This is a genomic window from Acidovorax sp. SUPP1855, from assembly GCF_030158955.1.
In the GTDB taxonomy this organism is placed as follows: domain Bacteria; phylum Pseudomonadota; class Gammaproteobacteria; order Burkholderiales; family Burkholderiaceae_C; genus Paracidovorax.
On the sequence record NZ_BQXI01000033.1, the window covers coordinates 15,528 to 40,456 of the forward strand.

The following is a 24,929-nucleotide window of genomic DNA, read 5'->3' on the forward strand; positions in this document are numbered from 1 at the left end:
GGGCTGGGCGATCGCGGGCTTAGACGCCTGCGCGGCACGGGCCGCGTCCACCGCCTCATCGGCTTGCGCGGGCACCGGCACGGCCGATGCCGGAGCGGCCTCCTGGTCATCCTCATCGCCGTATTCCGTGTGGAACGACTGCGCATCCAGCCCCTGTTCGCACAGCCAGCGCACCAGCACCGCCACGCTGCCATGGGTCACGAAAACGCGTTCGGCCCCGGTGGCCCCGATCGCCCGCTGCAGGCCGGGCCAGTCCGCGTGGTCCGACATCACGAACCCGCGGTCCACGCCCCGGCGGCGGCGCGTGCCGCGCAGCTGCATCCAGCCGCTGGCGAACGCATCGGCATGGCGGGCGAAGCGGCGCATCCAGGGCGTGCCCTGGGCGGACGGCGGGGCCAGGACCAGCGCGGTCTTGAGCATTTGCGCATCCACCCCCGGGTCGGTCACGCGAAAGGTGGGCGGCAGATCCACGCCGGCCGCGCGGTACACCGCATTGAGCGGCTCCACGGCCCCATGCACCACGATCGGACCGATGCTGCGGTCCACGCCGTGCAGGATGCGCTGCGCCTTGCCGAAGGCATAGCACAGCAGCACCGAAGGCCGGCCCTGCGCGGCATTGGCGCGCCACCAGGCATTGATGTCGGCGAACAGCACCGGCTGCGTGGGCCAGCGGTAGATGGGCAGGCCGAAAGTGGATTCGGTGATGAAGGTGTCGCAGCGCACCGGCTCGAACGGGGTGCAGGTGCCGTCGGCCTCGGTCTTGTAGTCGCCCGATGCGACCCACACCCGCCCGCCGTGCTCCAGCCGCACCTGGGCGGACCCCAGCACATGGCCGGCGGGGTGCAGCGACAGGCGCACGCCGTGGTGTTCGATGGCTTCGCCATAGGCCAGTGTCTGCAAGGCGATATCGGCACCCAGCCGGGCCCGCAGGACGCCCTCGCTGTCGGTATGGGCGAGGTAATGGGCGTGGCCCATGCGCGCATGGTCCGAATGGCCGTGCGTGATGACCGCCCGATCCACCGGCCGCCAGGGGTCGATGTAGAAATCGCCCGCGGTGCAGTACAGGCCTTCGGGGCGAGCGACGATCAGATCGACGTCACCGCGCGCCATGTCCGGTGTCTTTCGCGAAAGGGGAGAAGCGCCTACGGGCGACCTGTCTGACCCCGTCGCCCAATGCGCCGTGCGTAGAAGGAAGTGCTGTGTGCGCTTGCATGCCGAATGCTATCGCCCACCCCTCTTTCGCCCGGGTGCGGAACGCCGCATGCCCGTGTCAGCCGACGCCTACCGTGCTGGTGGTGCCCCGGCCGCCCGGCCCGAGCCCGCCTGCACCGCCCTTTTGGCTCATTCATCACGGCCATGAAAAAAGCCGCCCAAAGGCGGCTTTGTCGCGGACGGCAGGCAGGCCGTTCGTCCGGTCAGCGCTTTTGGCGGAACTTGCGCAGCGCAGCGATCTGCGCGGCCATCACGGCCAGTTCCGATTGCGCCTTGGCCAGGTCGAGTTCGCTCTTGGCGTTCTTGACGGCTTCTTCGGCCGCGGCCTTGGCCTGGTTGGCCTTCTCGTCATCCAGGTCCTTGCCGCGCACCGCGGTATCGGACAGCACCGTCACGCGGTGGGGCTGCACTTCCAGAATGCCACCGGCCACGAAGACGAACTCTTCGCCGCCATCGGCCATCTCGATGCGCACCGAGCCGGGCTTGATGCGCGTGATCAGCGGGGTGTGGCGGGGGTAGATGCCCAGTTCACCGGCTTCGCCGGGCAGAGCGACGAACCGCGCTTCGCCGGAGAAGATGGACTCTTCGGCGCTGACGACATCGACGTGAATGGTGTTCATGGGGTTCCTTCCAAAAGTCGGGAAAGCTGGAAATCGGCAGTCTGTCCGGTCGGCGCGCCGCAGGTGCCTGGAAGCACCCGCATGGCACGCTCACCCATGGCAGGCCGCCGATCGCGCCGCCTTACGCGACCTTCTTGGCCTTTTCGAAGGCTTCGTCGATCGTGCCGACCATGTAGAACGCCTGCTCGGGCAGGTGATCGCACTCGCCGGCCACGATCATCTTGAAACCACGGATGGTTTCGGACAGGGGCACATACTTGCCGGGCGAGCCCGTGAACACTTCGGCCACGTGGAACGGCTGCGACAGGAAACGCTGGATCTTCCGGGCGCGGGCCACGGCCAGCTTGTCCTCGGGAGCCAGTTCGTCCATGCCCAGAATGGCGATGATGTCGCGCAGTTCCTTGTAGCGCTGCAGCGTGCCTTGCACACCGCGGGCCACCGCGTAGTGCTCTTCGCCCACGACTTGCGGGTCGAGTTGGCGGCTGGTGGAGTCCAGCGGGTCCACGGCAGGGTAGATCCCCAGGGAAGCGATGTCACGCGACAGCACCACGGTGGAGTCCAAGTGGGCGAACGTCGTGGCGGGCGATGGGTCGGTCAAGTCATCCGCTGGCACATACACGGCCTGGATGGAGGTGATCGAGCCCACCTTGGTGGAAGTGATGCGCTCTTGCAGGCGGCCCATTTCTTCGGCCAGCGTGGGCTGGTAGCCCACGGCGGAAGGCATGCGGCCCAGCAGTGCGGACACTTCGGTACCGGCCAGCGTGTAGCGGTAGATGTTGTCCACGAAGAACAGCACGTCGCGGCCTTCGTCGCGGAACGACTCGGCGATCGTCAGGCCGGTCAGCGCGACACGCAGGCGGTTGCCTGGGGGCTCGTTCATCTGGCCGTAGACCATGGCCACCTTGGACTCTTCCAGCTTCTCGAGATTCACCACGCCGGAATCGGCCATCTCGTGATAGAAGTCGTTCCCTTCACGGGTCCGCTCGCCCACCCCTGCAAACACCGACAGACCGCTGTGGGCCTTGGCGATGTTGTTGATGAGTTCCATCATGTTCACGGTCTTGCCCACGCCGGCGCCGCCGAACAGGCCCACCTTGCCGCCCTTGGCGAACGGGCACACCAGGTCGATCACCTTGATGCCGGTTTCCAGCAGCTCCTGCGAAGGCGACAGTTCGTCGTACGCAGGGGCCTTGCGGTGGATGGAGGCCGTGAGGTCCTGACTGACCGGACCGCGCTCGTCGATGGGCGCGCCCAGCACGTCCATGATGCGGCCCAGGGTCGCCTTGCCCACGGGCACGGTGATGGGGTTGCCGGTGTTGGTCACCACGATGCCGCGGCGCAGGCCGTCGGACGAGCCCAGGGCGATGGTGCGCACAATACCGTCACCCAGCTGCTGCTGCACTTCCAGCGTCAGGGTGGAACCGTCGAGCTTCAGGGCGTCGTAAATCTTGGGCATCTGGTCGCGCGGGAACTCCACGTCCACCACGGCGCCGATACATTGAACAATCTTGCCTTGCACTTGAGCCATTTTTTGCTCCAAATAAATGTGGGTTGAGCTGTCTGTTTACACAGCAGCAGCGCCGGACACGATTTCCGAAAGCTCTTTCGTGATCGCTGCCTGGCGCGTTTTGTTGTAGACCAGCTTCAACTCGCCGATGACGCTGCCTGCGTTGTCGGTGGCAGCCTTCATGGCCACCATGCGCGCGGACTGCTCGGAGGCCATGTTTTCTGCCACGGCCTGGTAGATCAGGGATTCGACATAGCGCAGCAGCAGCTCGTCGATGACGCTCTGCGCATCGGGCTCATAGATGTAGTCCCAGCCGTGCTCCGTCTTCTCCGCTTCCATCTGCGAGGACGACAGGGGAAGCAGACGCTCCACCACCGACTCCTGCCGCATGGTGTTGATGAACTTGGTGTACCCCAGGTACACCGCGTTGATCTTGCCTTCGGCATAAGCGTCGAGCAGCACTTTCACGGGGCCGATCAGCTTGTCCAGATGCGGGGTGTCGCCCAGACCGGTGACATGCGAAACCACCTTGGCACCGACGCGGTTCAGGAAACCCAGGCCCTTGTTGCCAATGGCCACGGCCTCGGTGGACACGCCAGCAGACTGCAACTCGCGCAGCTTGGTGGTCACGGCACGCAACACGTTGGTGTTCATGCCGCCACACAGGCCCTTGTCGGTCGTCACCACGATGACACCGGCCACCTTGGCATCGTTTTCCTTCATGAAAGGATGAACGTACTCCGGATTGGCCTTGCCGAGGTTGGCGGCGATGTTGCGGATCTTCTCGCTGTAAGGACGGGCCGAGCGCATCCGCTCTTGCGCCTTGCGCATCTTGGACGCGGCCACCATTTCCATGGCCTTGGTGATCTTCTTGGTGTTTTCCACCGATTTGATCTTGCCGCGTATTTCCTTGCCTGCTGCCATGATGATTCCTCGTTCGGTTTAGGCGAACGACTTCTTGAACGCGCCGATGGCGGCGGTCAATTCGGCTTCAGCGTCCTTGTCCATGGCCTTCGCCTGTTCCAGCTTGGCCAGCAGAGGGCCGTGGCTGGACTTCAGGAACTGGTGCAGGCCGTGTTCGAACTCGAGCACCTTCTTGACTTCGATGTCGTCCATGAAGCCCTTGTTCACTGCGAACAGCGTCGCACCCATCAACGAGATGGGCAGCGGGCTGTACTGGGCTTGCTTGAGCAGTTCGGTCACGCGGGCACCGCGGTCCAGCTGCTTGCGGGTGGCTTCGTCCAGGTCGGAAGCGAACTGCGCGAACGCAGCCAGTTCCCGGTACTGGGCCAGGTCGGTACGGATACCGCCGGACAGGCTCTTGATGATCTTGGTCTGGGCCGCACCACCGACGCGCGACACGGAAATACCGGCGTTGATGGCGGGGCGGATACCGGCGTTGAACAGGCTGGTTTCCAGGAAGATCTGGCCGTCCGTGATCGAGATCACGTTAGTCGGAACGAAGGCGGACACGTCGCCGGCTTGCGTTTCGATGATCGGCAGTGCGGTCAGCGAACCGGTCTTGCCCTTGACTTCACCCTTGGTGAAGGCCTCGACGTAGTCGGCGTTCACGCGGGCGGCACGCTCCAGCAGGCGGCTGTGGAGATAGAACACGTCGCCGGGATAGGCTTCACGGCCTGGCGGGCGGCGCAGCAGCAGCGAAACCTGGCGGTAGGCCACGGCTTGCTTGGACAGGTCGTCATAGACGATCAGCGCGTCTTCGCCGCGGTCGCGGAAGTACTCGCCCATCGTGCAGCCGGAGTAGGCCGACACGTATTGCATGGCGGCGGACTCGGAAGCCGAAGCGGCCACCACGATCGTGTACTCCATCGCGCCGGCTTGCTCCAGCGAGCGCACGACGTTCTTGATGGACGATGCCTTCTGACCGATGGCGACGTAGATACACGTCACGCCCTGGCCCTTCTGGGCAATGATGGCGTCGATGGCGACGGCCGTCTTGCCGGTCTGGCGGTCACCGATGATCAGCTCGCGCTGGCCACGGCCCACGGGCACCATGGAGTCGATGGACTTCAGGCCGGTCTGCAGGGGCTGGTCCACCGATTTACGGGCGATCACGCCCGGAGCGACCTTTTCGATCACGTCGGTGAGCTTGGCGTTGATGGGACCTTTGCCGTCGATCGGCTGGCCCAGCGCGTTCACCACGCGGCCCACGAGTTCGGGGCCCACGGGCACTTCCAGAATGCGGCCCGTGCACTTGACGGTGTCGCCTTCGGAGATGTGCTCGTACTCGCCCAGAATCACGGCGCCGACGGAGTCGCGCTCGAGGTTCAGTGCCAGGCCGTAGGAAGGCGCACCGTCCTTGTTGGCGGGGAACTCCAGCATTTCGCCCTGCATCACGTCGGACAGGCCGTGCACGCGCACGATACCGTCGGACACGGACACCACGGTGCCCTGATTGCGGATATCGCTGCTGGCTGCCAGACCTTCGATGCGGCTCTTGATCAGTTCAGAAATTTCTGCGGGATTGAGTTGCATGACTCTTTCCTTCTTTCTTTGGTTAGCCGAGACCTCAAGCCGCTTACGCAGTGAGGGCCGCTTTCATTTGTTCCAGACGGGCTTTGACGGAGGTGTCGAGCACCTCGTCTCCCACGACTACGCGAACGCCGCCGATCAGGGATTCGTCCACCTGTACCGAGACATTCAGCTTGCGGCCGAAGCGCTTTTCGAGCACCGCGTCCAGGCCGGCCAACGCGGCGGCATCCAGCGCGAAAGCGCTGAACACCACGGCATCGGAAGAGCCGTTGCGCCGATTCACCAGCGCGCGGAACTGGGCCGCCACCTCGGGAAGCGCGTCCACACGGCCGTTCTCGATGATGACGCGCAGGAAGTTGCGGGCTGCCTCGGGCAGCGCGCCACGAACCACGCCCGTGATGACGTCGAACACCTGTTCGGAGGTCACCTTGGGGTTGTCCGCCAGCTGGCGCAGTTGGGGATTGGCGGCAATCGCCGCCACTTCTTCCACCCAGGCCACGGTGCCGTTCAGGTCGGCACCCGGCTGGGACGTGCTGGCCTTGAACAGGGCTTCCGCGTAAGGGCGGGCAATGGTGGCGAGTTCTGCCATGTGCGCGCTCCTTACAGCTCGGTCTTCAGGCGGTTCAGCAGGTCGGCGTGGACGCCAGCATTGACTTCCTTGCGGAGAATCTGCTCGGCGCCCTTGACGGCCAGCGCAGCGACCTGCTCGCGCAGGGCTTCACGGGCCTGGATCGACTGCTGCTCGGCATCGGCACGGGCAGCGGCGACGATCTTGTTGCCTTCCTCGGTCGCACGGGCCTTGGCCTCGTCGATGATGGCCTGAGCGCGGCGCTCGGCGTCCGCAATACGCGATGCCGTTTCGTTGCGCGTCTGGGCCAGTTCCTTCTCGACGCGCTGGTTCACAGCGGTCAATTCGGATTTGGCACGGTCGGCGGCAGCGAGGCCATCGGCGATTTTCTGGGCTCGCTCGTCCAGTGCTTTCGCGATCGGGGGCCACACGAACTTCATCGTGAACAGCACCAGGATCAGAAAGACGATGGCCTGAACGAACAGGGTCGCGTTGATACTCACGGCAACACCTTTCTAGTTGGGCGTTGAACGGAGCTTAGGCCAGGACGAAGGGGTTGGCGAAAGCGAACAGCAGAGCAATGGCCACGCCGATCAGGAAGGCGGCGTCGATCAGACCGGCCAAGATGAACATCTTGGTTTGCAGTTCGTTGATCAGCTCAGGCTGGCGAGCGGACGCTTCGAGGTACTTGCCACCCATCAGTGCGATGCCGATCGAAGCGCCGATAGCGCCGAGACCCACGATCAGACCACAAGCCAGAGCGACGAGACCGAGAACGTTTTCCATGATGACTCCTAGGATGAAAAGAAAGGAAGGTTGAAAAAGAAAGGGAAAGGATCAGTGAGCTTCATGCGCCTGGCCGAGATAGATCAGCGCAAGCATCATGAAAATGAAGGCCTGCAGGGTGATCACCAGGATGTGGAAGATCGCCCAGATCGAGCCTGCAATGATGTGCCCCAGAGGGAGCAACACACCGGAAAGCGACATGGCAGCAGCACCGCCCATCAGGGCAATCAGCATGAACACCAACTCACCAGCGTACATGTTGCCGAACAGCCGCATGCCATGCGACACGGTCTTGGCAATGTATTCAATGATCTGCATGAGCAGATTGACCACGCCCAGGATCAGGGCGAAGACGGGATTCTTGCTGGTGCCGAACGGTGCGGTGACCAGTTCATGCGCCCAGCCGCCCAGGCCCTTGATCTTCACGCTGTAGTACAGGCAAAGCACCAGCACGGCGAACGACAGACCGAGGGTGGTGGACAGATCGGCAGTGGGCACCACGCGCAGATAGGCATGGTGCGGATCATGGCCGGCGGCACCGTAGATCTGGGCCCAGATGGCGGGCAGCAGATCGACCGGCAGCATGTCCATGGCATTCATCAGGAAGATCCAGACGAACACGGTCAGCGCCAGGGGAGCGATGAACTTGCGGCTTTCAGCGTTGTGGATGTTGGCCTTGGCCTGGTTGTCCACCATCTCGACCAGGATCTCCACCGCGGCCTGGAAACGGCCCGGCACACCGGAGGTGGCCGTGCGGGCGGCACGCCAGAAGACAAAAAGTGCGATGAAACCGAGAACCAAACCCACGATCACGGAATCGAAGTTCACCACGGAGAAATCGACAATGGACTTCTGCTTGATGTTCTGGAGATGCTGCAAGTGGTGAACGATGTATTCACTGGCAGTCGGTGCATGCGCTTCTGCGGCCATCGGACAACTCTTCTATCAATATCAATCGGTTTTTCGGACACCGGGCCGCACCATGAGGGCGATCCAGTACGTTTTCATAGTCACTACCATGCCGGCCAGCAATGCCAGCCAACTCAGCCCCGGAACCAGCCGGGGCGCCGCCGCCAGCATGGCAACGGTCATTGCAATCTTGACCAACTCCCAACCGAACAGGCCAGCCATCGCACCTCCCGCGGAAGTTTGATGCCGGGCCATGCCTCGCGCGAACAAGGCCGCAGGAATCACCACCGCCAGTGCGCCATATCCCGTGGACCAAGCCACAGAGGGCCTGCCGGAAACCAGCCATGCCACCAGGGCAGCCAGTGCTCCGACGAATGCCTGCCCCCAGACGATTCGCCACACGGAGATCCGCGGATGCCGGAGGCGCCACTGCGCAGCCTCTTCGGCTGACAGGGGCTTGAAGTCGGAATCTTCAGCCTCAGTTTCGTGGTCGGGAGCGTTTGTTTTCATTGAGGAATGACGCCCACTTTACAGACCGAAACTTTCACAAAGCCCCTGATTATAAGTAAAAACCACTTTCATCCGGCAATGACCTCTCAGGCCGGTATGAAAGTGTGCGCGCACGCGCTCCGTTGTGGTGACCGGCCAACGTGAACCGCCCTATCGCGGTGCAGACTTCGGCCGAAAGATTGCCGCCCCGAACCCGTTCAAAATGGCACGAAGCCCGCCGTTTATAGACCATCGCCATGACACAGCCCCCTTCCACGCTCCCATCAGACGCCCCGTCCGCGACCGATCCCCGCAAAGATTCGCTCGTCGAGTACCCCTCGTCGTTCCCCATCAAGGTCATGGGGCAGAAAGTGGATGGATTCGTCCACGCGGTGACGGAGCTGGCGCACCGCTTCGACCCGACCTTCGACGCGTCGACCATCGAACTGCGCGACAGCCGCGCCGGCAACTACCTGGGCGTCACCATCACGATCACAGCCACCAGCCGCGAACAACTTGACGACCTGTACCGGGCTCTGTCCTCGCACCCGATGGTCAAGGTGGTGCTCTAAGTCCCATGGAGATTCGCCACCTGGGCCTCGTGGACTATCGGGAGACGCTGCAGGGCATGCAGGCGTTCACGCAGGAGCGCACGACCCAGACTCCCGATGCGCTGTGGATCTGCCAGCACCCGCCGCTCTACACGCAGGGGCTGGCCGGCAAGGCCGACCATGTGCTGGTCCCTGGCGACATTCCCATCGTCGCCACCAACCGGGGCGGGCAGGTGACTTTCCATGGCCCGGGGCAGGTCGTGGCCTATCCGTTGCTGGATTTGCAGCGCGCAGGTTATTTCGTCAAGGAATACGTCTACCGCATCGAAGAATCGGTGATCCGGACGCTGGCCCATTTCGGCGTCACCGGGCACCGCGTGGGCGGGGCCCCGGGCATCTACGTGCGCCTGGACAACCCGGCAGGCCATGCCCAGCTGCCGCAGCGGCCACGCAAGGCCGAGGGTCTGCCAGCCACGCAAGCCCATGACGCCCCTGACTTCACCGGGCTGGGCAAGATCGCCGCACTGGGCATCAAGGTGTCGCGCCACTGCACCTACCACGGCGTGGCACTCAACGTGGACATGGACCTGGAACCCTTCTCGCGCATCAACCCTTGTGGCTACGCAGGGTTGCAAACGGTGGACCTTTCTACAATCGGGGTCCACACCACCTGGGAAGAAGCCGCCGAAGTGCTGAGCCAGCAGCTCGCCATTCGCCTGGCCCCCTGACCACTACCCTGCCATGAGCACTCCTGAAGTCGTGCGCGAAGCGCAAACCACCGCTGCCTACAACCCGCTGGCCAAGCAGAAGGCAGCCGCCAAGCTGTCGCGCATTCCGATCAAGGTCGAGCAAGGCGAAGTGCTCAAGAAGCCCGAGTGGATCCGGGTGAAGGCGGGCAGTCCCACCACGCGCTTCTACGAGATCAAGGACATCCTGCGCGAGAACAAGCTGCACACGGTGTGCGAGGAAGCCAGTTGCCCCAACATCGGCGAATGCTTCGGCAAGGGAACGGCCACGTTCATGATCATGGGCGACAAGTGCACGCGCCGCTGCCCGTTCTGCGACGTGGGGCATGGCCGGCCCGACCCACTGGACAAGGACGAGCCACTGAATCTGGCCAAGACCATCGCTCAGTTGCGGCTGAGGTACGTGGTGATCACCAGCGTGGACCGCGATGATCTGCGCGATGGCGGCAGCGGGCACTTCGTGGAGTGCATCCAGCACATCCGCACTCTCTCCCCCTCCACCCAGATCGAGATCCTCGTGCCGGACTTCCGCGGACGGGATGACCGCGCGCTGGAGATCCTCAAGGCCGCGCCGCCCGACGTGATGAACCACAATCTGGAGACGGCACCACGCCTGTACAAGGAAGCCCGGCCCGGCAGCGACTACCAGTTCAGCCTGAACCTGCTCAAGAAATTCAAGGCATTGCATCCTGGCGTGCCGACCAAGAGCGGCATCATGGTGGGCCTGGGCGAGACGGACGAGGAGATCCTCCAGGTCATGTCCGACATGCGCGCGCATGACATCGACATGCTGACCATCGGCCAGTACCTCTCGCCCTCCAACAGCCATTTGCCGGTGCGCCGATACGTGCACCCGGACACCTTCAAGATGTTCGAGGAAAAAGCCTACGAAATGGGCTTCAGCCACGCGGCGGTGGGTGCGATGGTTCGCTCCAGCTACCATGCAGACCAGCAGGCGCACGCGGCCGGCGTGTAACACCCGGATCGGAGCAACGGAAGGCCTCCGGTTGAAGCCCGCAACTCAGGACGTCGCGGGCGGTTCTGCGGGCGATGCACTGACGGTGAAGCCGATGCGCGTGACCTGCGCCGTGCTGCTGGCAAAGGTTTTTCCGCCATGCATTCGCGCGATGGCGTCCACGATGGCCAAGCCGAGGCCGTGGTGCTGGTCCGAACCATCGCGGGCCGATGTCGCCCGGTAAAAGCGCTCGAACAGCCTGTCGAGCGCCTCCGGTGCGATGCGGGGGCCCTCATTTTCAACGGTGATCTCCGCGCCGTCGCCCCACGGGCGGATGGCCACGACGATGGTGGAGTCCTTCGCTGCATAGCGGATGGCATTGCCCAACAGGTTGGACAAGGCCCGGCGCACCAGCGGCACGTCCACCGCTGCGGTGGCATCCCCCACGACCGTGCCCCGTAATCCAGCCTCCTCCATCAAGGCTTCATGGAACTCCAGCACGGCGCAGGCCTGCTCTGCAAGGCGGGCCGGCTGCCGTGAGCGCAAGAACTCTCCGCGATCGGCCCGCGACAGAAATAACATGTCGGCCACGATGCCTGAGAGCCGCCGGATCTCTTCCAGGTTCGACACCAGCAGCAACTGCATGTCCTGGGCGGAGCGAGGGCGGGCCAGCTCGACCTCCGCCGAGGCAATGAGGTTCGCCAGGGGCGTGCGCAACTCGTGGGCCACATCGGCATTGAAGGCCTTGGACTGCGAATAAGCCTGTTCGACCCGGGCCATGAGCGCATTGAATTGCACGATCCAGGGACGAAGCTCCTGGGCGAATTCAAGAGGATCAATGGGCACACTGGCAGCGTCCGGCGTGATGCGGGCGGTTCGCTCCGCCAACTTGCGCAGCGGCCGAAGGCCATGGCGCACGAGCAGCGCCCCCGTCAGCGAGACCAGCAGCGTGCCCAGCACCACGGCCAAGGCCAACGTCCCGCCCAGCCGGCGCAGAAGGCGCGCGTCCTGCGTGGTGTCGATGCCGATGCGCACGTTGAAGGAGGAGCCGCTGTCGTGCGGTGCCACCCGGTGATCGGCCCAGACCCATTCGCCCGAAGTGGCCGGGGTAGAACTGAACAACTGCGCGCCATCGCGGCCGATGGACACGCTCACGTTGCCATGGGAGGAAAAGTAATCTTCCAGCTTGTGCTGCAAGGACAGCGCGCCGCCCCCTTGGCTGCGCTCGTTCAGCAGATGGGATACCAGTCGCGCCTGCTGGTCCAGCTCTTCCTGCGCCTTCTGTCGAAAATTCCACGCCGTGACGACATAGACGGAGACGCAGAGCACGCTGAGGCCAATCAGCGTCTGCAGGGCCAGCCAAACGGACAACCGACGCTGTATCGATGACGGGAAAGGACTCATGGCGGTCCCCGATCCTCCAAGACGTAACCCATTCCGCGCACCGTGTGCAAGAGCCGTCGCGCAAACGGATCGTCCAGCTTGCTGCGCAGGCGTCGCACGGCCACCTCCACCACATTGGTTTCGCTGTCGAAGTGCATGTCCCACACTTGTTCGGCGAGCGTCGTTCGAGAGAGCACGCGCCCCTGGCGGCGCATCAGCAAGGCGAGCAAGGCGAACTCCTTGGCGGTCAGGTCGATCCGCACGCCTTCACGGTGGCATTTGCGTGCAACCAGATCAAGCTCCAGGTCGGCCAGTTTCAAGACGGTGTGCTCCTGCAGCGGCCCCCTGCGCTGCAGGGCCTGCACCCGCGCCAGCAGTTCGGAGAACGCGAAGGGCTTGACCAGATAGTCGTCAGCGCCCTGCTGCAGACCCCTGACGCGATCCTCGACCTGATCGCGGGCCGTGACCATCAATACGGGCACGTCCTTGCCCTGCCGAATGGCGGCCAGCACGCCGAAACCATCCACCCCGGGCAGCATCACGTCGAGCAGGATGACCGAGTAATCGCCCTGCGTGGCGAGGTACCGACCCTGGATGCCGTCCCTGGCAATGTCGACTACGTAGCCGTTTTCTTCCAAGCCTTTTTTGACGTAATCGCCCAGCTTGGGCTCGTCTTCGATGACCAGTATGCGCATCGGGCCATCGTATCGCCCGGGGACCGATTGGAAGATGACGAATTCGTCATCTTGCCGTCGGTGAATCGGCCGACTGGGTTTTTACAGTGACTTCACGCCGGCACAACGTTCGGCTGCATCCCGGTCCGGCGGTTCGGGCCGGATGCCCAACCCAGGAGATTGACCATGACCCGTTCCCCCGCCGTTTTTCTGTTCGCCGCCATGTCGGCTGCATGGGTGCCCTTGAGCGCTTCGGCGGCCAGCACCTTGCACAGCGCGCCCACCGAAGCCGGCTACACCGTGCATCCGCAGCATGCCGCCCAGGCAAAGTCGCGGGCGCAGGTCCTGTCGGAGCTGGCCACTGCCCGCACCGACGGCACCCTGGTGGCCATGCAGTGGGGCCTGGAGGTGCCTCGCAAGGAGGCCAATGCCCCGAGCGCGCTGACACGCGAGCAAGTGCGCCTGGAGGCCGAGCGCGCCGCCAAGGGCAACCTGCTGCGCTATGGCGACCATTGAGCCCGCCTCCGCACCCATGCAAATGCCAATGCAGGGCGCCTGACCACCCGGAGGCTTCGGGCAATGCCCAGCCCCGTGTCAGGCCCTTGCGGCCCACCGATATACTGCCGCCCGATGCGCCGCTGGCTGATGATTCTTTTGCTTTTCGCGATGCCGTTCCAGCTGAGCTGGGCGGCCGCCGCAGGCTATTGCCAGCACGAAAGCAATGCCAGCGCCTCGCATTTCGGGCACCACGAACACCACCACGTCGCGGCCACCAGTGCGTCGGCACAAGACACCGATACGCCCTCGGACCCCTTGCCGGGAGGTCCGGACAATGATTGCCTGACCTGCCACACCTGCACGGTGCAGCCCCTGGCCCATACCGCCAACGTAGCGGCCACGACCGGGCCCGCCGCCCGGCCCCCGTCCTTCACCGAGTCCTATCGCTCCCACGTGGGAGGCATTCCCACGCGCCCTGCCTGGCCCGCGCTCGCCTGATTCGGCGAGAGACACGGCACGGCCTTCCCTCTTTGATCACAGCCCTTCGCTGAGAACTCTCGCCGAATTCGTCCGCCCGTTGTTGTTGCAACCCAGGAGAATTCGATGCACAGGCATTTCGTGTCGCTGGCCGCCATGGCTTTCGCGGCATTTCCGGTCTTTTCGCACAGCCAGACCACCCCGTTTCCTCCCCCGTCCACAGTGCAGCCACGCACCGTGGAATCGTCCGAGCCCTTGAGCCTTGCCACCGCGGTGACACTGGCATGGCAGAACAACCCCGACCTGTCCGCCGTGGCGCGTGCGCGCGACGCGGCGGATGCTGCCATCCGTCAGGCGGGCGCACGGCCCAATCCCGTGCTGGAGACCACGGTGGAAGACCTGCGGCAGGAGCGCCGCACGACGACCGTGCAGATCAGCCAGCCGATCGAGCTGGGCGGCAAGCGAGCCGCCCGCATCACAGCCGCCGAGCGGGCGCGGGACCAGGCCGCCGCCGCGGCCATGGCGCGCAGATCGGAGCTTCGCGCGGGCGTGATCACCGCCTTCTTCGAAGTCCTGGCCGCGCAGGAGCGCGTCCGCATGGCCCAGGACTCAGTCACGCTGGCACAGCGGGCGGTGCATGCCGCGGCCAACCGGGTGGCGGCCGGCAAGGTCTCGCCCCTGGAAGAAACGAAGGCCAAGGTGGCCGAGTCCGGCGTGCAGGTGGAGCGCCTGCAGGCCGAGGGTGCACTGCGGACGGCAAGGCAGCAATTGGCCACGCTGTGGGGCAATCCGAAGCCCGCCTTCGCCCATGCCGTGGGACAGCTCGATGCCTTGCCCACCCCACCGTCCAGCCTGGAGATCGAGCAGCGGATGCATGGTGCACCCGCGTTGGTTCAGGCACGGCTGGAAGTCGATCGGCGCAGCGCGCTCACGGCCCTGGAGCAGGCCAAGCGGGTGCCTGACATCGCAGTGACGCTGGGCAGCAAGCGAAGCCCCGACGTGGGCGGAAACCAGTGGGTGGTGGGCGTGTCCATTCCCCTGCCCATTTTCGACACCAACCAGGGCAACCTGGCCGAAGCGTTGAACCGCGAGGAGCAGGCGCGCGACGAACTGCTGTCCACCGAACTGCGCACGGCCTCCGAAGCGGCAGCGGCATTGGAGACCCTCCACGCATCGCGTCTCGAGGCCGAAACACTGCAGCGCGACGCCCTTCCCGGCGCAGAGAGCGCCTACCAGGCCGCGACCAAAGGGTTCGAACTGGGCAAGTTCAGTTTTCTGGAAGCCCTTGATGCACAGCGCACGCTGCTGCAGGTGCGCACGCAGACGCTGCGCGCCCTGGCCGCCGCGCACCGCGCCGCCAGCGACCTGGACCGGCTGCTGGGGCATGCCGGCGACGACCTGCCCTCCCCCATTTCATTTGCCCGCTGAAAGTCCGCCATGAACAAACGACTGAACCCATCGACCGGCAAAGCCGGCAAGCGCCAATGGTGGGTGGTGGCCGCCATTCTGGTGGTCACGCTGATCGCCGGCGCCCTGATCCTGCGGGGCAGCCCCGCCTCCTCCCAGGGTAGCCACGCCGAAGCAGATGGCCATGCGCCCCACGCGGAGGAAGCGTCCCATGGCTCCCCCGGTGAGAAAAGCGCCAGCCGGGACACCCATGCAGAGGAGGAAGCGGCCAAGGGCCCGCATGGCGGCCAGCGATTCACGGAAGACGGCTTCAGCCTCGAGGCGAAAGTGTTGGAAGACGGCGGCACCCCGCATCTCGCAGTCTGGCTTTCCGAGCAAGGCAAGCCGGTGAAAGCGGATGCCGCCCAGTTGTCCGCCACGCTGACGCGACCGGGAGGGGAACGGGAAACGCTGTCGTTCACCGCCGATGGCGAGGGATTGAAGAGCGAGCAGGCCATCGAGGAGCCGCATGTGTTCGAGATCGCCCTCTCCGTTCAGAAGGACGGCCGTGCACACACCTTCACGCTGCACCAGGAAGAAGGAAAAATTCCCCTGACAGAAGCGCAGGCCAAGGCCGCCGGCATTGCGATCGACACCGCGGGCCCCGCGCGCATCCGCGCCACGCTGCAGTTGCCGGGTGAAATCAAATTCAACGAGGACCGCACCGCCCACGTGGTGCCGCGGCTGGCGGGCGTGGTGGAAAGCGTCTCGGCCCAGCTCGGCCAACAGGTCCGCAAGGGGCAGGTACTGGCCGTGCTGTCGAGCCCGGCGCTGTCAGAGCAGCGCAGCGAGCTGCAGACCGCACAGCGCCGGGCCGAACTGGCCCGGACCACGTACGAGCGCGAGAAGAAGCTGTGGGAGGAAAAAATCGCGCCGGAGCAGGACTACCTGCAGGCGCAGCAGTCCCTGCGCGAAGCGCAGATCGCGGTCGCCAATGCACAGCAGAAGCTCTCTGCCATCGGTGCCACGCCTGCCGCATCGGCCCTGGGCCGCTATGAACTGCGCGCACCTTTCGACGGCATGGTGGTCGAAAAGCACCTGTCGCTGGGCGAGTCCGTGAAGGAGGACGCGAATGTCTTCACCCTCTCCGACCTGTCCACCGTGTGGGCCGAAATCAGCGTGGCCGCGCAACACTTGCCGTTGGTGCGGGTGGGCGAGCGGGTGACCGTGCGCTCCACCGCGTTCGATGCGAAGGCGGAGGGCGAGGTCTCCTATGTCGGCGCCCTGATCGGCGCGCAGACGCGCATGGCCACGGCCCGCGTGGCGGTGGCGAATCCGCAGAAGGTCTGGCGGCCCGGACTGTTCGTGGAGGTCGAGCTGGTGTCGTCCGAAGCAACACCGCCGGTCACCGTGCGGACCGATGCGGTGCAGACCGTCGATGACAAAACCGTGGTCTTCGTCCGGGCCGAGGGCGGCTTCATTGCCCAGGCGGTTCAACTGGGTCGCACGGATGGCCAGCGGGTCGAGGTCGTCAAAGGGTTGGCGGCCGGCACGGCCTATGCCGCGGCAGGCAGCTTCGTCGTGAAATCCCAGCAGGGCAAGAGCTCGGCGTCGCACTCGCACTGAAGGTGGCCCATGTTTGAACGTGTCATTCAGTTTTCCATCGCGCAACGCTGGCTCGTGATGCTGGCCGTGCTCGGCATGGCGGCCCTGGGCCTCTACAGTTACCAGAAGCTGCCCATCGATGCCGTGCCGGACATCACCAACGTCCAGGTGCAGATCAACACCGCGGCGCCCGGCTACTCCCCCCTGGAAGTGGAGCAGCGCGTGAGCTTTCCCGTGGAGACCGTCATGGCAGGGCTGCCCGGGCTGCAGCAGACCCGCTCGCTGTCGCGCTACGGGCTGTCGCAGGTGACCGTGATCTTCCAGGACGGCACCGACATCTACTTCGCACGGCAACTCGTGAACGAGCGCATCCAGTCGGCCCGCGGCCAGATGCCGGAGGGCGTTCACCCGGTCATCGGCCCCATATCGACAGGCCTGGGGGAAATCTACCTCTGGACGGTGGAAGCCCAGGACGGAGCCCGCAAGCCGGATGGGCAACCCTACACCTCCACGGACCTGCGCGAGATCCAGGACTGGATCATCAAGCCGCAGCTGCGCAACGTGCCCGGCGTGACCGAGATCAACTCGATCGGCGGGTATGCCAAGGAGTACCAGATCGCCCCCAGCCCCGACAAGCTGCTGGCGCATGGCCTCACGATGGGGGACCTGGTCACCGCGCTCGAACGCAACAACGCGAACGTGGGAGCCGGGTACATCGAGCGCCGCGGAGAGCAATACCTGATCCGCGCTCCCGGGCAGGTGCAGTCGATGGACGACCTGCGCAACGTCATCCTCGGCAACGCGGGCGGCGTGCCGCTGCGCGTCAGGGATGTGGCCGAGGTCGGGCTGGGCAAGGAACTGCGCACCGGCGCCGCCACCGACAACGGCCGAGAGGTCGTTCTGGGCACGGTGTTCATGCTCATCGGCGAGAACAGCCGCACGGTCTCCCAGGCCGTGGACCGCAAGATGAAGGAGATCAACCGGACCCTGCCCGCCGGCGTGCATGCGGTGACGGTGTACGACCGCACGGTGCTCGTGGACAAGGCCATCGCCACCGTGAAGAAGAACCTCTTCGAGGGCGCGGTGCTGGTGATCGTGATCCTGTTCCTCTTCCTGGGGAACATCCGCGCGGCGTTGATCACGGCCATGGTCATACCGCTGTCGATGCTGTTCACCTTCACCGGCATGGTGAACCAGAAGGTCAGTGCCAACCTGATGAGCCTGGGTGCGCTGGACTTCGGCATCATCATCGACGGCGCGGTGGTGATCGTTGAGAACTGTGTGCGGCGCCTGGCCCACGCACAGCAGCACAAGGGCCGGCCGCTGACGCGGGCGGAGCGTTTTCACGAAGTATTCGCGGCGTCGCAGGAAGCACGGCGGCCGCTGCTGTTCGGCCAGCTCATCATCATGATCGTGTACCTGCCGATCTTCGCGCTCACCGGGGTGGAGGGAAAGCTGTTCCATCCGATGGCGTTCACGGTGGTCATCGCGCTGGTCGGTGCGATGGTGCTGTCGGTCACCTTCATTCCTGCCGCCGTGGCGCTGTTCATCGGCAAGACGGTGGGCGAGAAGGAAAACCGGCTCATGGGCTGGGCCCGCCGCGCCTACGCGCCGCTGCTGGACAGCGCCATGGGCGCCAAGCCCGTGGTCATCGCACTGGCACTCGCGGCCGTGCTGCTGTCCGGCCTGCTGGCAACGCGCCTGGGCACCGAGTTCGCGCCCAGCCTGGGCGAGGGCGATTTCGCCATGCAGGCGTTGCGCATTCCCGGCACCAGCCTGTCGCAGTCGGTGGCGATGCAGCAGCATCTGGAGAGCACGCTGAAGGCGAAGTTTCCCGAGATCGAGCGGGTTTTTGCCCGCACCGGAACGGCCGAGATAGCGTCGGACCCGATGCCGCCCAACATCTCGGACGCCTACATCATGCTCAAGCCGCAGGACACCTGGCCTGCACCGGCCCGGTCGCGCGAACAGCTCCTTGCGGCCATCCAGGCCGAGGTGGAGCAACTGCCGGGCAACAACTACGAGTTCTCACAGCCCATCCAGTTGCGGTTCAATGAACTCATCTCCGGCGTGCGCAGCGATGTGGCGGTGAAGATCTTCGGAGATGATATGGCCGTGCTCGACCAGACCGCCCAGAAGGTCGCAGAAGTGCTCAACCGCATCGATGGCGCCACTGAGGTCAAGGTGGAGCAGACGAGCGGCCTGCCGGTGCTGACGGTGAACATCGACCGCGCCAAGACCGCCCGCTACGGACTGAATGTGGGCGATGTCCAGGAGGCCGTGTCGATTGCCGTGGGCGGGCGCGAGGCCGGCACCCTTTTCGAAGGCGATCGGCGCTTCGGCATCCTCGTGCGGCTGCCGGAGCACATCCGGACCGACCTGGAGGCCATCCAGCGCCTGCCGGTCGCACTGCCTCGCGGCGGCGACGCCGCGGACGCCCGCGTCCGCTTCATCCCGCTGAGCGAAGTGGCCACGCTGCAGTTGGCACCGGGCCCCAACCAGGTCAGCCGGGAGGACGGAAAACGCCGCATCGTCGTGAGTGCCAACGTGCGGGGCCGGGACCTGGGCTCCTTCGTGGCCGAGGCGGAGCAGGCCATGCAAGCCGTCCAGATCCCGGCGGGCTACTGGACCGCCTGGGGCGGCCAGTACGAAAACCTGCAGTCGGCCACCCAGCGCCTTCAGGTGGTCGTGCCGGTCGCGTTGCTGCTGGTCTTCACCCTGCTGTTCGCCATGTTCGGCAATGTGAAGGACGGGCTGGTCGTGTTCACCGGCATCCCGTTCGCCCTCACCGGCGGCATCGTGGCGCTGTGGCTGCGCGACATCCCGATCTCGATCTCGGCCGCGGTCGGATTCATCGCGCTGTCGGGCGTCGCCGTGCTGAACGGGCTGGTGATGATCTCCTTCATCCGCGGCCTGCGCGAAGGCGGCATGCCGCTGGACGCCGCCATCCGTGAGGGGGCGCTCACCCGATTGCGGCCCGTGCTCATGACGGCGCTGGTGGCCTCGCTGGGCTTCGTTCCCATGGCCATTGCCACCGGCACCGGAGCAGAGGTGCAGCGGCCGCTGGCGACGGTGGTCATCGGCGGCATCCTGTCCTCGACCGCGCTCACGCTGCTGGTGCTGCCGCTGCTGTACCGGATCGTGCACCGGCGCAGCGAAGAAGAGGATGCCCAAGCCGCCGCCCACTTGCCGTCTACGGCCTGAGCACGCCCGCCTGCCGGCCTCTGCGGGCGGGCGGGCCGGCGGGCCTCGCTCAGTTCACCGTCAGCTTGCCGGGGCCTGCGTTGGACAGCACTTTCGCCTTGACGCTCGAGGCGGCGTCCAGGGTGTATCCGCCCGCATAAGGAATCGTCCAGCCCGCTGCAGCAAAGCCGCATTGGGCTGCGAGACCGAGCGCAACGCCGTTGAGCAGCGACCCGGTATCGCGGATGGTGCCCGTCCTGGAAGCCGCACCGGGGTTCTTCACCACATCGGCGCAGGTGGCCGCGCCGGGCACCTCGGACACGTTGTTTTCCGAGAGGATCTGCGCCTTGTAGCCCACTCCCAGGCTGTAGTTGTGCTTGTAGGGTGCGTCCGATTTGCTGCCGGTGTAGTAGTTGTTGTACACGTGGACCCTGCCGTAACGCACGCGGGGCGCGCGCTCCACGACCTGGCTGTAGAGGTTGTGGTGGAAGGTCACCGTGAGATGGCCCTCCTCGTCGGTGCTGCTGTCCGAGGCGCCCACCAGGTGGGTTTTGTCGTGCCGGTCGAACACGTTGTTGGACACCGTCACGTAGTCGCTCGCGTGGATCACGTCCAGCGCACCGTCGTGGCATTGCTGGGGCTGGCCCTTTTCGATGGGTGCCTGATCGTCGGTGACGGGCGCGTCGGTGAACCGATTGTGGTCCACCCAGATGCGTTGCGAACTGTAGATCGTGACCGCATCGAAGTCGGAGTTCCACCGCCCCTCGCTGCTGCTCCAGACCGGCGACAGATCGCAGGGAGCGACGATGGTCAGATTGCGCAGGATGACGTTGGAAACCCGCTTCATCAGGATCGAGGCGTTGACGATCCGGGCATCGCTTCCGGCCCCGATCAACGTGGTGTTGCTCGGAATCGTGATGAGGTTGCGCGCAGCCTGATCGGCCCGGCTGGTGAAAGGCCCTCCGTTGTCCGCGGCGGCCATGTCGATGGTGCCGTACACCACGATGATTTTCGGTTGGGCACCGCCCGCGCTGAGCGCGGCATTCAACTGGGATGGCGAACTGACCTTGCTCAGGTACTTCGCCGTGGCGCCCGCGCCGCCCGTGGTGCCGCCGCCCTGGCTGGCCCAGCCGTCGGGCGGTGCCGTGTCGGTGGTGTTGTCGGCATGCGCCGCGCCGGACAGCGCGGCGATCAAGAGTGCAGCGAGAGAGCGTTGAATCACGATGGAGTCCTTTGGATCGGAAGAACAGAGCGCCACGAACCCCGGCCCCTCTGGCGCGGGGACGGCCATTCACCCCGTGACTGTGGCAACGCGCAGCCCTGTCTTCGTCGCACCCACCCGAAGCACCTGCCGGACAGGCGAACTCGGCCCGTGGATGCGGGGCTCACACGGCGAGCCGATACCCCACACCGGTCTCGGTCAGCAGATGGCGCGGCTGGGCCGGGTCCGCCTCCAATTTCTGGCGCAGGTGGCCCATGTAGATGCGCAGGTAGTGGTTCTGGTCCGAACGCATGGGGCCCCACACCTCGCGCAGCAGCTGCCGCTGCGTGATCACGCGGCCGGCATTGGCCACCAGCACGGACAGCATGCGGTACTCGGTGGGCGTGAGGTGCACCTCGGCATGGCCGCGCCGCACCACCCGAGCGTTCCGGTCCACCTCGATGTCGCCGAAGCGGAACACGGGCTCCTCGGCCACCGGGGTAAGGCCGTTGCCGCTGGCGGCGCGCGGGCGGCGCAGGTTGGCGCGCACACGCGCCAGCAGCTCGCCGGTGCCGAACGGCTTGGTGAGGTAGTCGTCGGCGCCCGCATCCAGGGCCGCGATCTTGTCGGCCTCGTCGGTGCGGGCCGACAGCACGATGATGGGCACCGCCGACCAGCTGCGCACGTCGCGGATCAGCCCCACGCCATCGCCATCGGGCAGCCCCAGATCGAGCACCAGCAGGTCCGGCTGCCGCGTGCCGGCGGCCGACAGCCCCTCTCGCAGCGTCGCCGCCTCATGCACCAGCCAACCCTCGGCTTCGAGCGCACTGCGCACGAAGCGGCGGATCTGCGGCTCGTCCTCGATCACGATCACCGTTCGCAAGGCCAGGGTCATGGCGTTTCCGGCGCACCGGGCTCCAAGGGTTCGTCCAGGGGAAGCGGGGGCTCGTCGCGCCGCGGCAGGGTCACGGTGAACTCCGCCCCGCCGCGCTCGGCGCTGGCGGCGGAGATGTCGCCGCCGTGCGCCTGCACCACCGCCTTGCAGATGGCCAGCCCCAGGCCCACGCCGGGCGTGGCCGACTCCGACTGGCCACGGGTGAATTTCTCGAACAGCGTGTGCTCCTGCCCCCGCAGCGCGACCGGCAGGCCCGGCCCATGGTCGCGCACGGTCAGCCGCAGCGTGCTGGGCGTGGTGCTGGCGGACACCTCGATGGGCGGGGCGCCGTATTTGGCGGCGTTTTCCAACAGGTTGACCAGCACCCGCTCGATGAGCACGGCATCGAATTCCACCAAAGGGAGGTCCGCCGGCAGGTGCGTGACCACCGGCAAGCGCCCCAGCGCAGGGCGTGCCGCCCGGATCGCGGTGCCCACCACCTCCTCGACCGACTGCCAGTCGCGCCGCAGGTTCACGCTGCCGCCGGCAATGCCGCTCTCCAGCCGTGCCATGTCGAGCAGGTTGCTCACCAGCGCGTGCAGCTGATGGGCCTGCGCCACGATGGCGCGGCCGGCCTCGGCCTGGCCTTCGGCCGACTGCGCGGGCAGCGATTCCGCCAGCGCGATCAGCGCCGTGAGTGGGGTGCGCACGTCGTGCGAAATGGCGCCCAGCAGGGCATTGCGCAGGCGCTCCGACTCCATGTCCACCACCGCGCGCTGCGCCACGTCCACGTAGTGCACCCGCTCCAGGGCGATGGCGATCTGCCGGGCCAGCGTATCGAGCTGCTGCGCCTGCTCGGGGATCAGCAGCCAGCGCGGCTGCGCAGGCTCCAGCGCCAGCACGCCCCGCACGCGCATGGGCGCCTTGAGCGGCACATAGCGCCAGGTCTGTGCGGCCAGCGTGGCCGTGGCCAGGCCGGCGCTCTGGCCCTGGCGCAGCGTCCAGTCGGCCACGTTCGCGTCGAATCCGGGTGGCAGCCCCTCGGGCATGGCCAGGCGGTCGCTCTCGTCCAGCGCGAGCACCGCCGCGCGCCCGCCGAAATGCTTTTGCACCGCGGCAGCACCGATGGCGGTGATCTGCTCCACCTGCAGCGCTGCGGACAGTTCGCGCGTGAGGTCGAACAACGACTGCGCGCGCCGCTCGCGGCTCGCCGACACGCCCGCCGCGAAGCGCAGCCCCGCGGTGAGCTGCCCCACCAGCAGCCCCACCATGAGCATGACCCCGAAGGTGACGAGGTACTGCACGTCGCTCACGGCGAACGACATGCGCGGCGAGACGAAGAAGAAATCGAACGCCAGCACGTTGACCAGCGCCGCGAGGGCCGCCGGCGCCCGGCCGAACCGCATGGCCACGCCCACCACCCCGAGCAGGTACAGCATGACGATGTTGGCCAGCTCGAACACCCCGGACAGCAGGTGGGTGAGCAGGGTGACGGCCACGCTCACGGCCAGTGACCACACGAAGCCCGGCCAGCGGGCCGGCTGGCGCTCCTCGCTGTCGAGCGCTTCGGTGCCGGCCCGCCCCCAGTCCGCCTGCGCCAGGCGCCGCGAACTGCCGGCGCGCCCGGCCTCCACGATGTCGAGGGCCGGGGCCGCAGCGGCCAGGACCTGCGCCACGGGCCGTGCGGGCCACCAGCGCCGCCAGCCGGCGGCCTGGGCCGGGCGACCGACAACGAGCGTGGCGCAGTTGAGCCGGTGCGCATGCTCCGCCAGCACCGGAGCGACCTCACCACCGGTCAGCACCGCGGTTTCCGCGCCCAGGCCCTCCGCCAGCTGGAGGACGGCCAGCACGCGGTCCCGGCGCCGGGCATCGAGCCGCTGCAGCCGCGGCGTTTCCACATAGGCGGCGTGCCAGCGCACATTGAGCTGGCCGGCCAGCCGCGCCGCGGTGCGCACCGTCTGGGCGGCATCCTCGCCGGGCCCCACGCAGGCCAGCAAGGCGCCGGAGGTGTTCCAGGCCGGTGGCACGCGGTCGCCGCCCGCGCCGGACTGCTCCACGCGCCAGCCGCGCACGTCGTCCTCGACATGCTCGGCCGTGCGCCGCAGCGCGATCTCGCGCAGCGCGATCAGGTTGCCCTTGCGAAAGAAGTTCTGCGCCGCCCGCTCGGCCTGCTGCGGCAGGTAGACCTTGCCGGCGGCCAGGCGCGCGGCCAGTTCGTCCGGTGTGGCATCGACCAGCACCACCTCGTCGGCCTCGTCCAGCACCGTGTCGGGTACGGTCTCGTGCACGCGCACGCCGGTGATGGCGCCCACAGTGCCGTTCAGGCTTTCCAGGTGCTGAACGTTGAGCGCGGTCCACACCTCGATCCCGGCGGCGAGCAGCTCCTGCACGTCCTGCCACCGCTTGGCATGCCGGGACCCGGGCGCATTGGAGTGCGCCAGTTCGTCCACGAGCAGCACGGCCGGCTGGCGCGCCAGCGCACCGTCGAGGTCGAACTCGGTGCGCTGGCGGCCCCGGTAGTCCAGGCTGCGCAGCGGCAGCACGGGCAGGCCCTCGACCAGCGCGGCGGTCTCGCTGCGGCCATGGGTCTCGACCACCCCGATGAGCACGTCGCGCCCCGCCTTGCGCTCGCGCTGCGCCGCACTCAGCATCGACCAGGTCTTGCCCACGCCCGCGTTGGCACCGAAGTAGATGCGCAGCTTGCCGCGCTGGGTGCGCTCTTCCTCCGCGCGCATCTGGGCGATGAGCGCGTCGGGGTCCGGGCGGGCGATGTCAGGCATGGGCGAAGGAACGTGCGGGCCCTATTGTGGCG

At 66.2% G+C, this 24,929-nt stretch carries 22 protein-coding genes and 1 pseudogene; 8 read left to right on the forward strand and 15 right to left on the reverse strand.

Annotated features, from left to right (window positions below; all coding sequences use genetic code 11):
- Positions 1-66: 66 nt before the first annotated feature.
- From AVMA1855_RS22050 to AVMA1855_RS22095, 10 genes and pseudogenes are all read right to left on the reverse strand, one after another.
- A pseudogene (locus AVMA1855_RS22050) lies at positions 67-1,110 on the reverse strand (ligase-associated DNA damage response exonuclease); the annotation flags it as partial.
- Positions 1,111-1,415: 305 nt separating this feature from the next.
- On the reverse strand, positions 1,416-1,832 hold the full coding sequence (locus tag AVMA1855_RS22055; RefSeq protein ID WP_092745245.1) for a F0F1 ATP synthase subunit epsilon: 417 nt from the start codon (positions 1,830-1,832) through the stop codon (positions 1,416-1,418).
- A gap of 121 nt (positions 1,833-1,953) precedes the next feature.
- Complete coding sequence (atpD, locus tag AVMA1855_RS22060; RefSeq protein WP_272565773.1) at positions 1,954-3,360, reverse strand: F0F1 ATP synthase subunit beta; 1,407 nt, start codon at positions 3,358-3,360, stop codon at positions 1,954-1,956.
- Between the two features lie 36 nt (positions 3,361-3,396).
- Complete coding sequence (gene atpG, locus AVMA1855_RS22065) at positions 3,397-4,263, reverse strand: F0F1 ATP synthase subunit gamma (protein WP_272549600.1); 867 nt, start codon at positions 4,261-4,263, stop codon at positions 3,397-3,399.
- 18 nt (positions 4,264-4,281) lie between these two features.
- Positions 4,282-5,835, reverse strand: a complete 1,554-nt coding sequence (atpA, locus tag AVMA1855_RS22070) for a F0F1 ATP synthase subunit alpha (protein WP_272565775.1) — start codon at positions 5,833-5,835, stop codon at positions 4,282-4,284.
- A 43-nt stretch (positions 5,836-5,878) separates the two neighbouring features.
- Positions 5,879-6,421, reverse strand: coding sequence for a F0F1 ATP synthase subunit delta (locus tag AVMA1855_RS22075; protein WP_272565778.1), 543 nt, complete (start codon positions 6,419-6,421; stop codon positions 5,879-5,881).
- 11 nt (positions 6,422-6,432) lie between these two features.
- The gene (locus tag AVMA1855_RS22080) at positions 6,433-6,903 is read right to left on the reverse strand and encodes a F0F1 ATP synthase subunit B (protein ID WP_272565779.1); all 471 of its coding nucleotides are present in this window, start codon (positions 6,901-6,903) and stop codon (positions 6,433-6,435) included.
- A gap of 34 nt (positions 6,904-6,937) precedes the next feature.
- A complete protein-coding gene (gene atpE / locus AVMA1855_RS22085; RefSeq protein ID WP_092745139.1) occupies positions 6,938-7,186 on the reverse strand; it encodes a F0F1 ATP synthase subunit C in 249 nt (82 codons plus the stop codon).
- Between the two features lie 51 nt (positions 7,187-7,237).
- Entirely contained in the window at positions 7,238-8,116 is an 879-nt protein-coding gene (gene atpB, locus AVMA1855_RS22090; RefSeq protein ID WP_092745138.1) for a F0F1 ATP synthase subunit A, read from the reverse strand.
- 21 nt (positions 8,117-8,137) lie between these two features.
- The gene (locus AVMA1855_RS22095; protein ID WP_272565781.1) at positions 8,138-8,605 is read right to left on the reverse strand and encodes an ATP synthase subunit I; all 468 of its coding nucleotides are present in this window, start codon (positions 8,603-8,605) and stop codon (positions 8,138-8,140) included.
- A gap of 236 nt (positions 8,606-8,841) precedes the next feature.
- On the opposite strand from AVMA1855_RS22095, the gene AVMA1855_RS22100 reads away from it, so the two are divergent.
- The 3 genes from AVMA1855_RS22100 to lipA are packed head-to-tail and all read left to right on the forward strand — an operon-like array spanning position 8,842 to position 10,857.
- The gene (locus tag AVMA1855_RS22100; protein WP_284427326.1) at positions 8,842-9,156 is read left to right on the forward strand and encodes a YbeD family protein; all 315 of its coding nucleotides are present in this window, start codon (positions 8,842-8,844) and stop codon (positions 9,154-9,156) included.
- A gap of 5 nt (positions 9,157-9,161) precedes the next feature.
- Positions 9,162-9,863 carry a lipoyl(octanoyl) transferase LipB gene (gene lipB / locus AVMA1855_RS22105; protein WP_284394471.1) on the forward strand — a complete coding sequence of 234 codons (702 nt, stop codon included), beginning with the start codon at positions 9,162-9,164 and terminating at the stop codon, positions 9,861-9,863.
- Between the two features lie 13 nt (positions 9,864-9,876).
- Positions 9,877-10,857: a lipoyl synthase gene (lipA, locus tag AVMA1855_RS22110; RefSeq protein ID WP_284427327.1), complete on the forward strand. Its 981-nt coding sequence runs from the start codon at positions 9,877-9,879 to the stop codon at positions 10,855-10,857.
- Positions 10,858-10,902: 45 nt separating this feature from the next.
- Here the strand turns inward: lipA and AVMA1855_RS22115 are convergent, their stop codons facing one another.
- Both AVMA1855_RS22115 and AVMA1855_RS22120 read right to left on the reverse strand, forming a co-directional pair.
- On the reverse strand, positions 10,903-12,240 hold the full coding sequence (locus AVMA1855_RS22115) for a heavy metal sensor histidine kinase (protein ID WP_284427328.1): 1,338 nt from the start codon (positions 12,238-12,240) through the stop codon (positions 10,903-10,905).
- The gene (locus AVMA1855_RS22120) at positions 12,237-12,914 is read right to left on the reverse strand and encodes a heavy metal response regulator transcription factor (RefSeq protein WP_284406684.1); all 678 of its coding nucleotides are present in this window, start codon (positions 12,912-12,914) and stop codon (positions 12,237-12,239) included. The genes AVMA1855_RS22115 and AVMA1855_RS22120 overlap by 4 nt, the downstream gene beginning before the upstream one ends.
- 165 nt (positions 12,915-13,079) lie before the next feature.
- On the opposite strand from AVMA1855_RS22120, the gene AVMA1855_RS22125 reads away from it, so the two are divergent.
- From AVMA1855_RS22125 to AVMA1855_RS22145, 5 genes are all read left to right on the forward strand, one after another.
- Positions 13,080-13,409 (forward strand): DUF4148 domain-containing protein, encoded by a 330-nt coding sequence (locus tag AVMA1855_RS22125; RefSeq protein ID WP_284406685.1) that lies wholly within the window; start codon positions 13,080-13,082, stop codon positions 13,407-13,409.
- 114 nt (positions 13,410-13,523) lie between these two features.
- Positions 13,524-13,889 (forward strand): cation efflux protein, CzcI family, encoded by a 366-nt coding sequence (czcI, locus tag AVMA1855_RS22130; protein ID WP_284413292.1) that lies wholly within the window; start codon positions 13,524-13,526, stop codon positions 13,887-13,889.
- Positions 13,890-13,994: 105 nt separating this feature from the next.
- Complete coding sequence (locus AVMA1855_RS22135; RefSeq protein WP_284427330.1) at positions 13,995-15,296, forward strand: TolC family protein; 1,302 nt, start codon at positions 13,995-13,997, stop codon at positions 15,294-15,296.
- A gap of 9 nt (positions 15,297-15,305) precedes the next feature.
- A complete protein-coding gene (locus tag AVMA1855_RS22140) occupies positions 15,306-16,880 on the forward strand; it encodes an efflux RND transporter periplasmic adaptor subunit (RefSeq protein WP_284427331.1) in 1,575 nt (524 codons plus the stop codon).
- 9 nt (positions 16,881-16,889) lie between these two features.
- The gene (locus AVMA1855_RS22145) at positions 16,890-20,063 is read left to right on the forward strand and encodes a CusA/CzcA family heavy metal efflux RND transporter (RefSeq protein ID WP_284427332.1); all 3,174 of its coding nucleotides are present in this window, start codon (positions 16,890-16,892) and stop codon (positions 20,061-20,063) included.
- 49 nt (positions 20,064-20,112) lie between these two features.
- Here the strand turns inward: AVMA1855_RS22145 and AVMA1855_RS22150 are convergent, their stop codons facing one another.
- From AVMA1855_RS22150 to AVMA1855_RS22160, 3 genes are all read right to left on the reverse strand, one after another.
- Entirely contained in the window at positions 20,113-21,264 is a 1,152-nt protein-coding gene (locus AVMA1855_RS22150; protein WP_284427333.1) for a pectate lyase family protein, read from the reverse strand.
- Between the two features lie 163 nt (positions 21,265-21,427).
- The gene (gene kdpE / locus AVMA1855_RS22155) at positions 21,428-22,138 is read right to left on the reverse strand and encodes a two-component system response regulator KdpE (protein WP_284413283.1); all 711 of its coding nucleotides are present in this window, start codon (positions 22,136-22,138) and stop codon (positions 21,428-21,430) included.
- On the reverse strand, positions 22,135-24,897 hold the full coding sequence (locus AVMA1855_RS22160) for a DUF4118 domain-containing protein (RefSeq protein ID WP_284427334.1): 2,763 nt from the start codon (positions 24,895-24,897) through the stop codon (positions 22,135-22,137). The genes kdpE and AVMA1855_RS22160 overlap by 4 nt, the downstream gene beginning before the upstream one ends.
- Positions 24,898-24,929 lie beyond the last annotated feature (32 nt).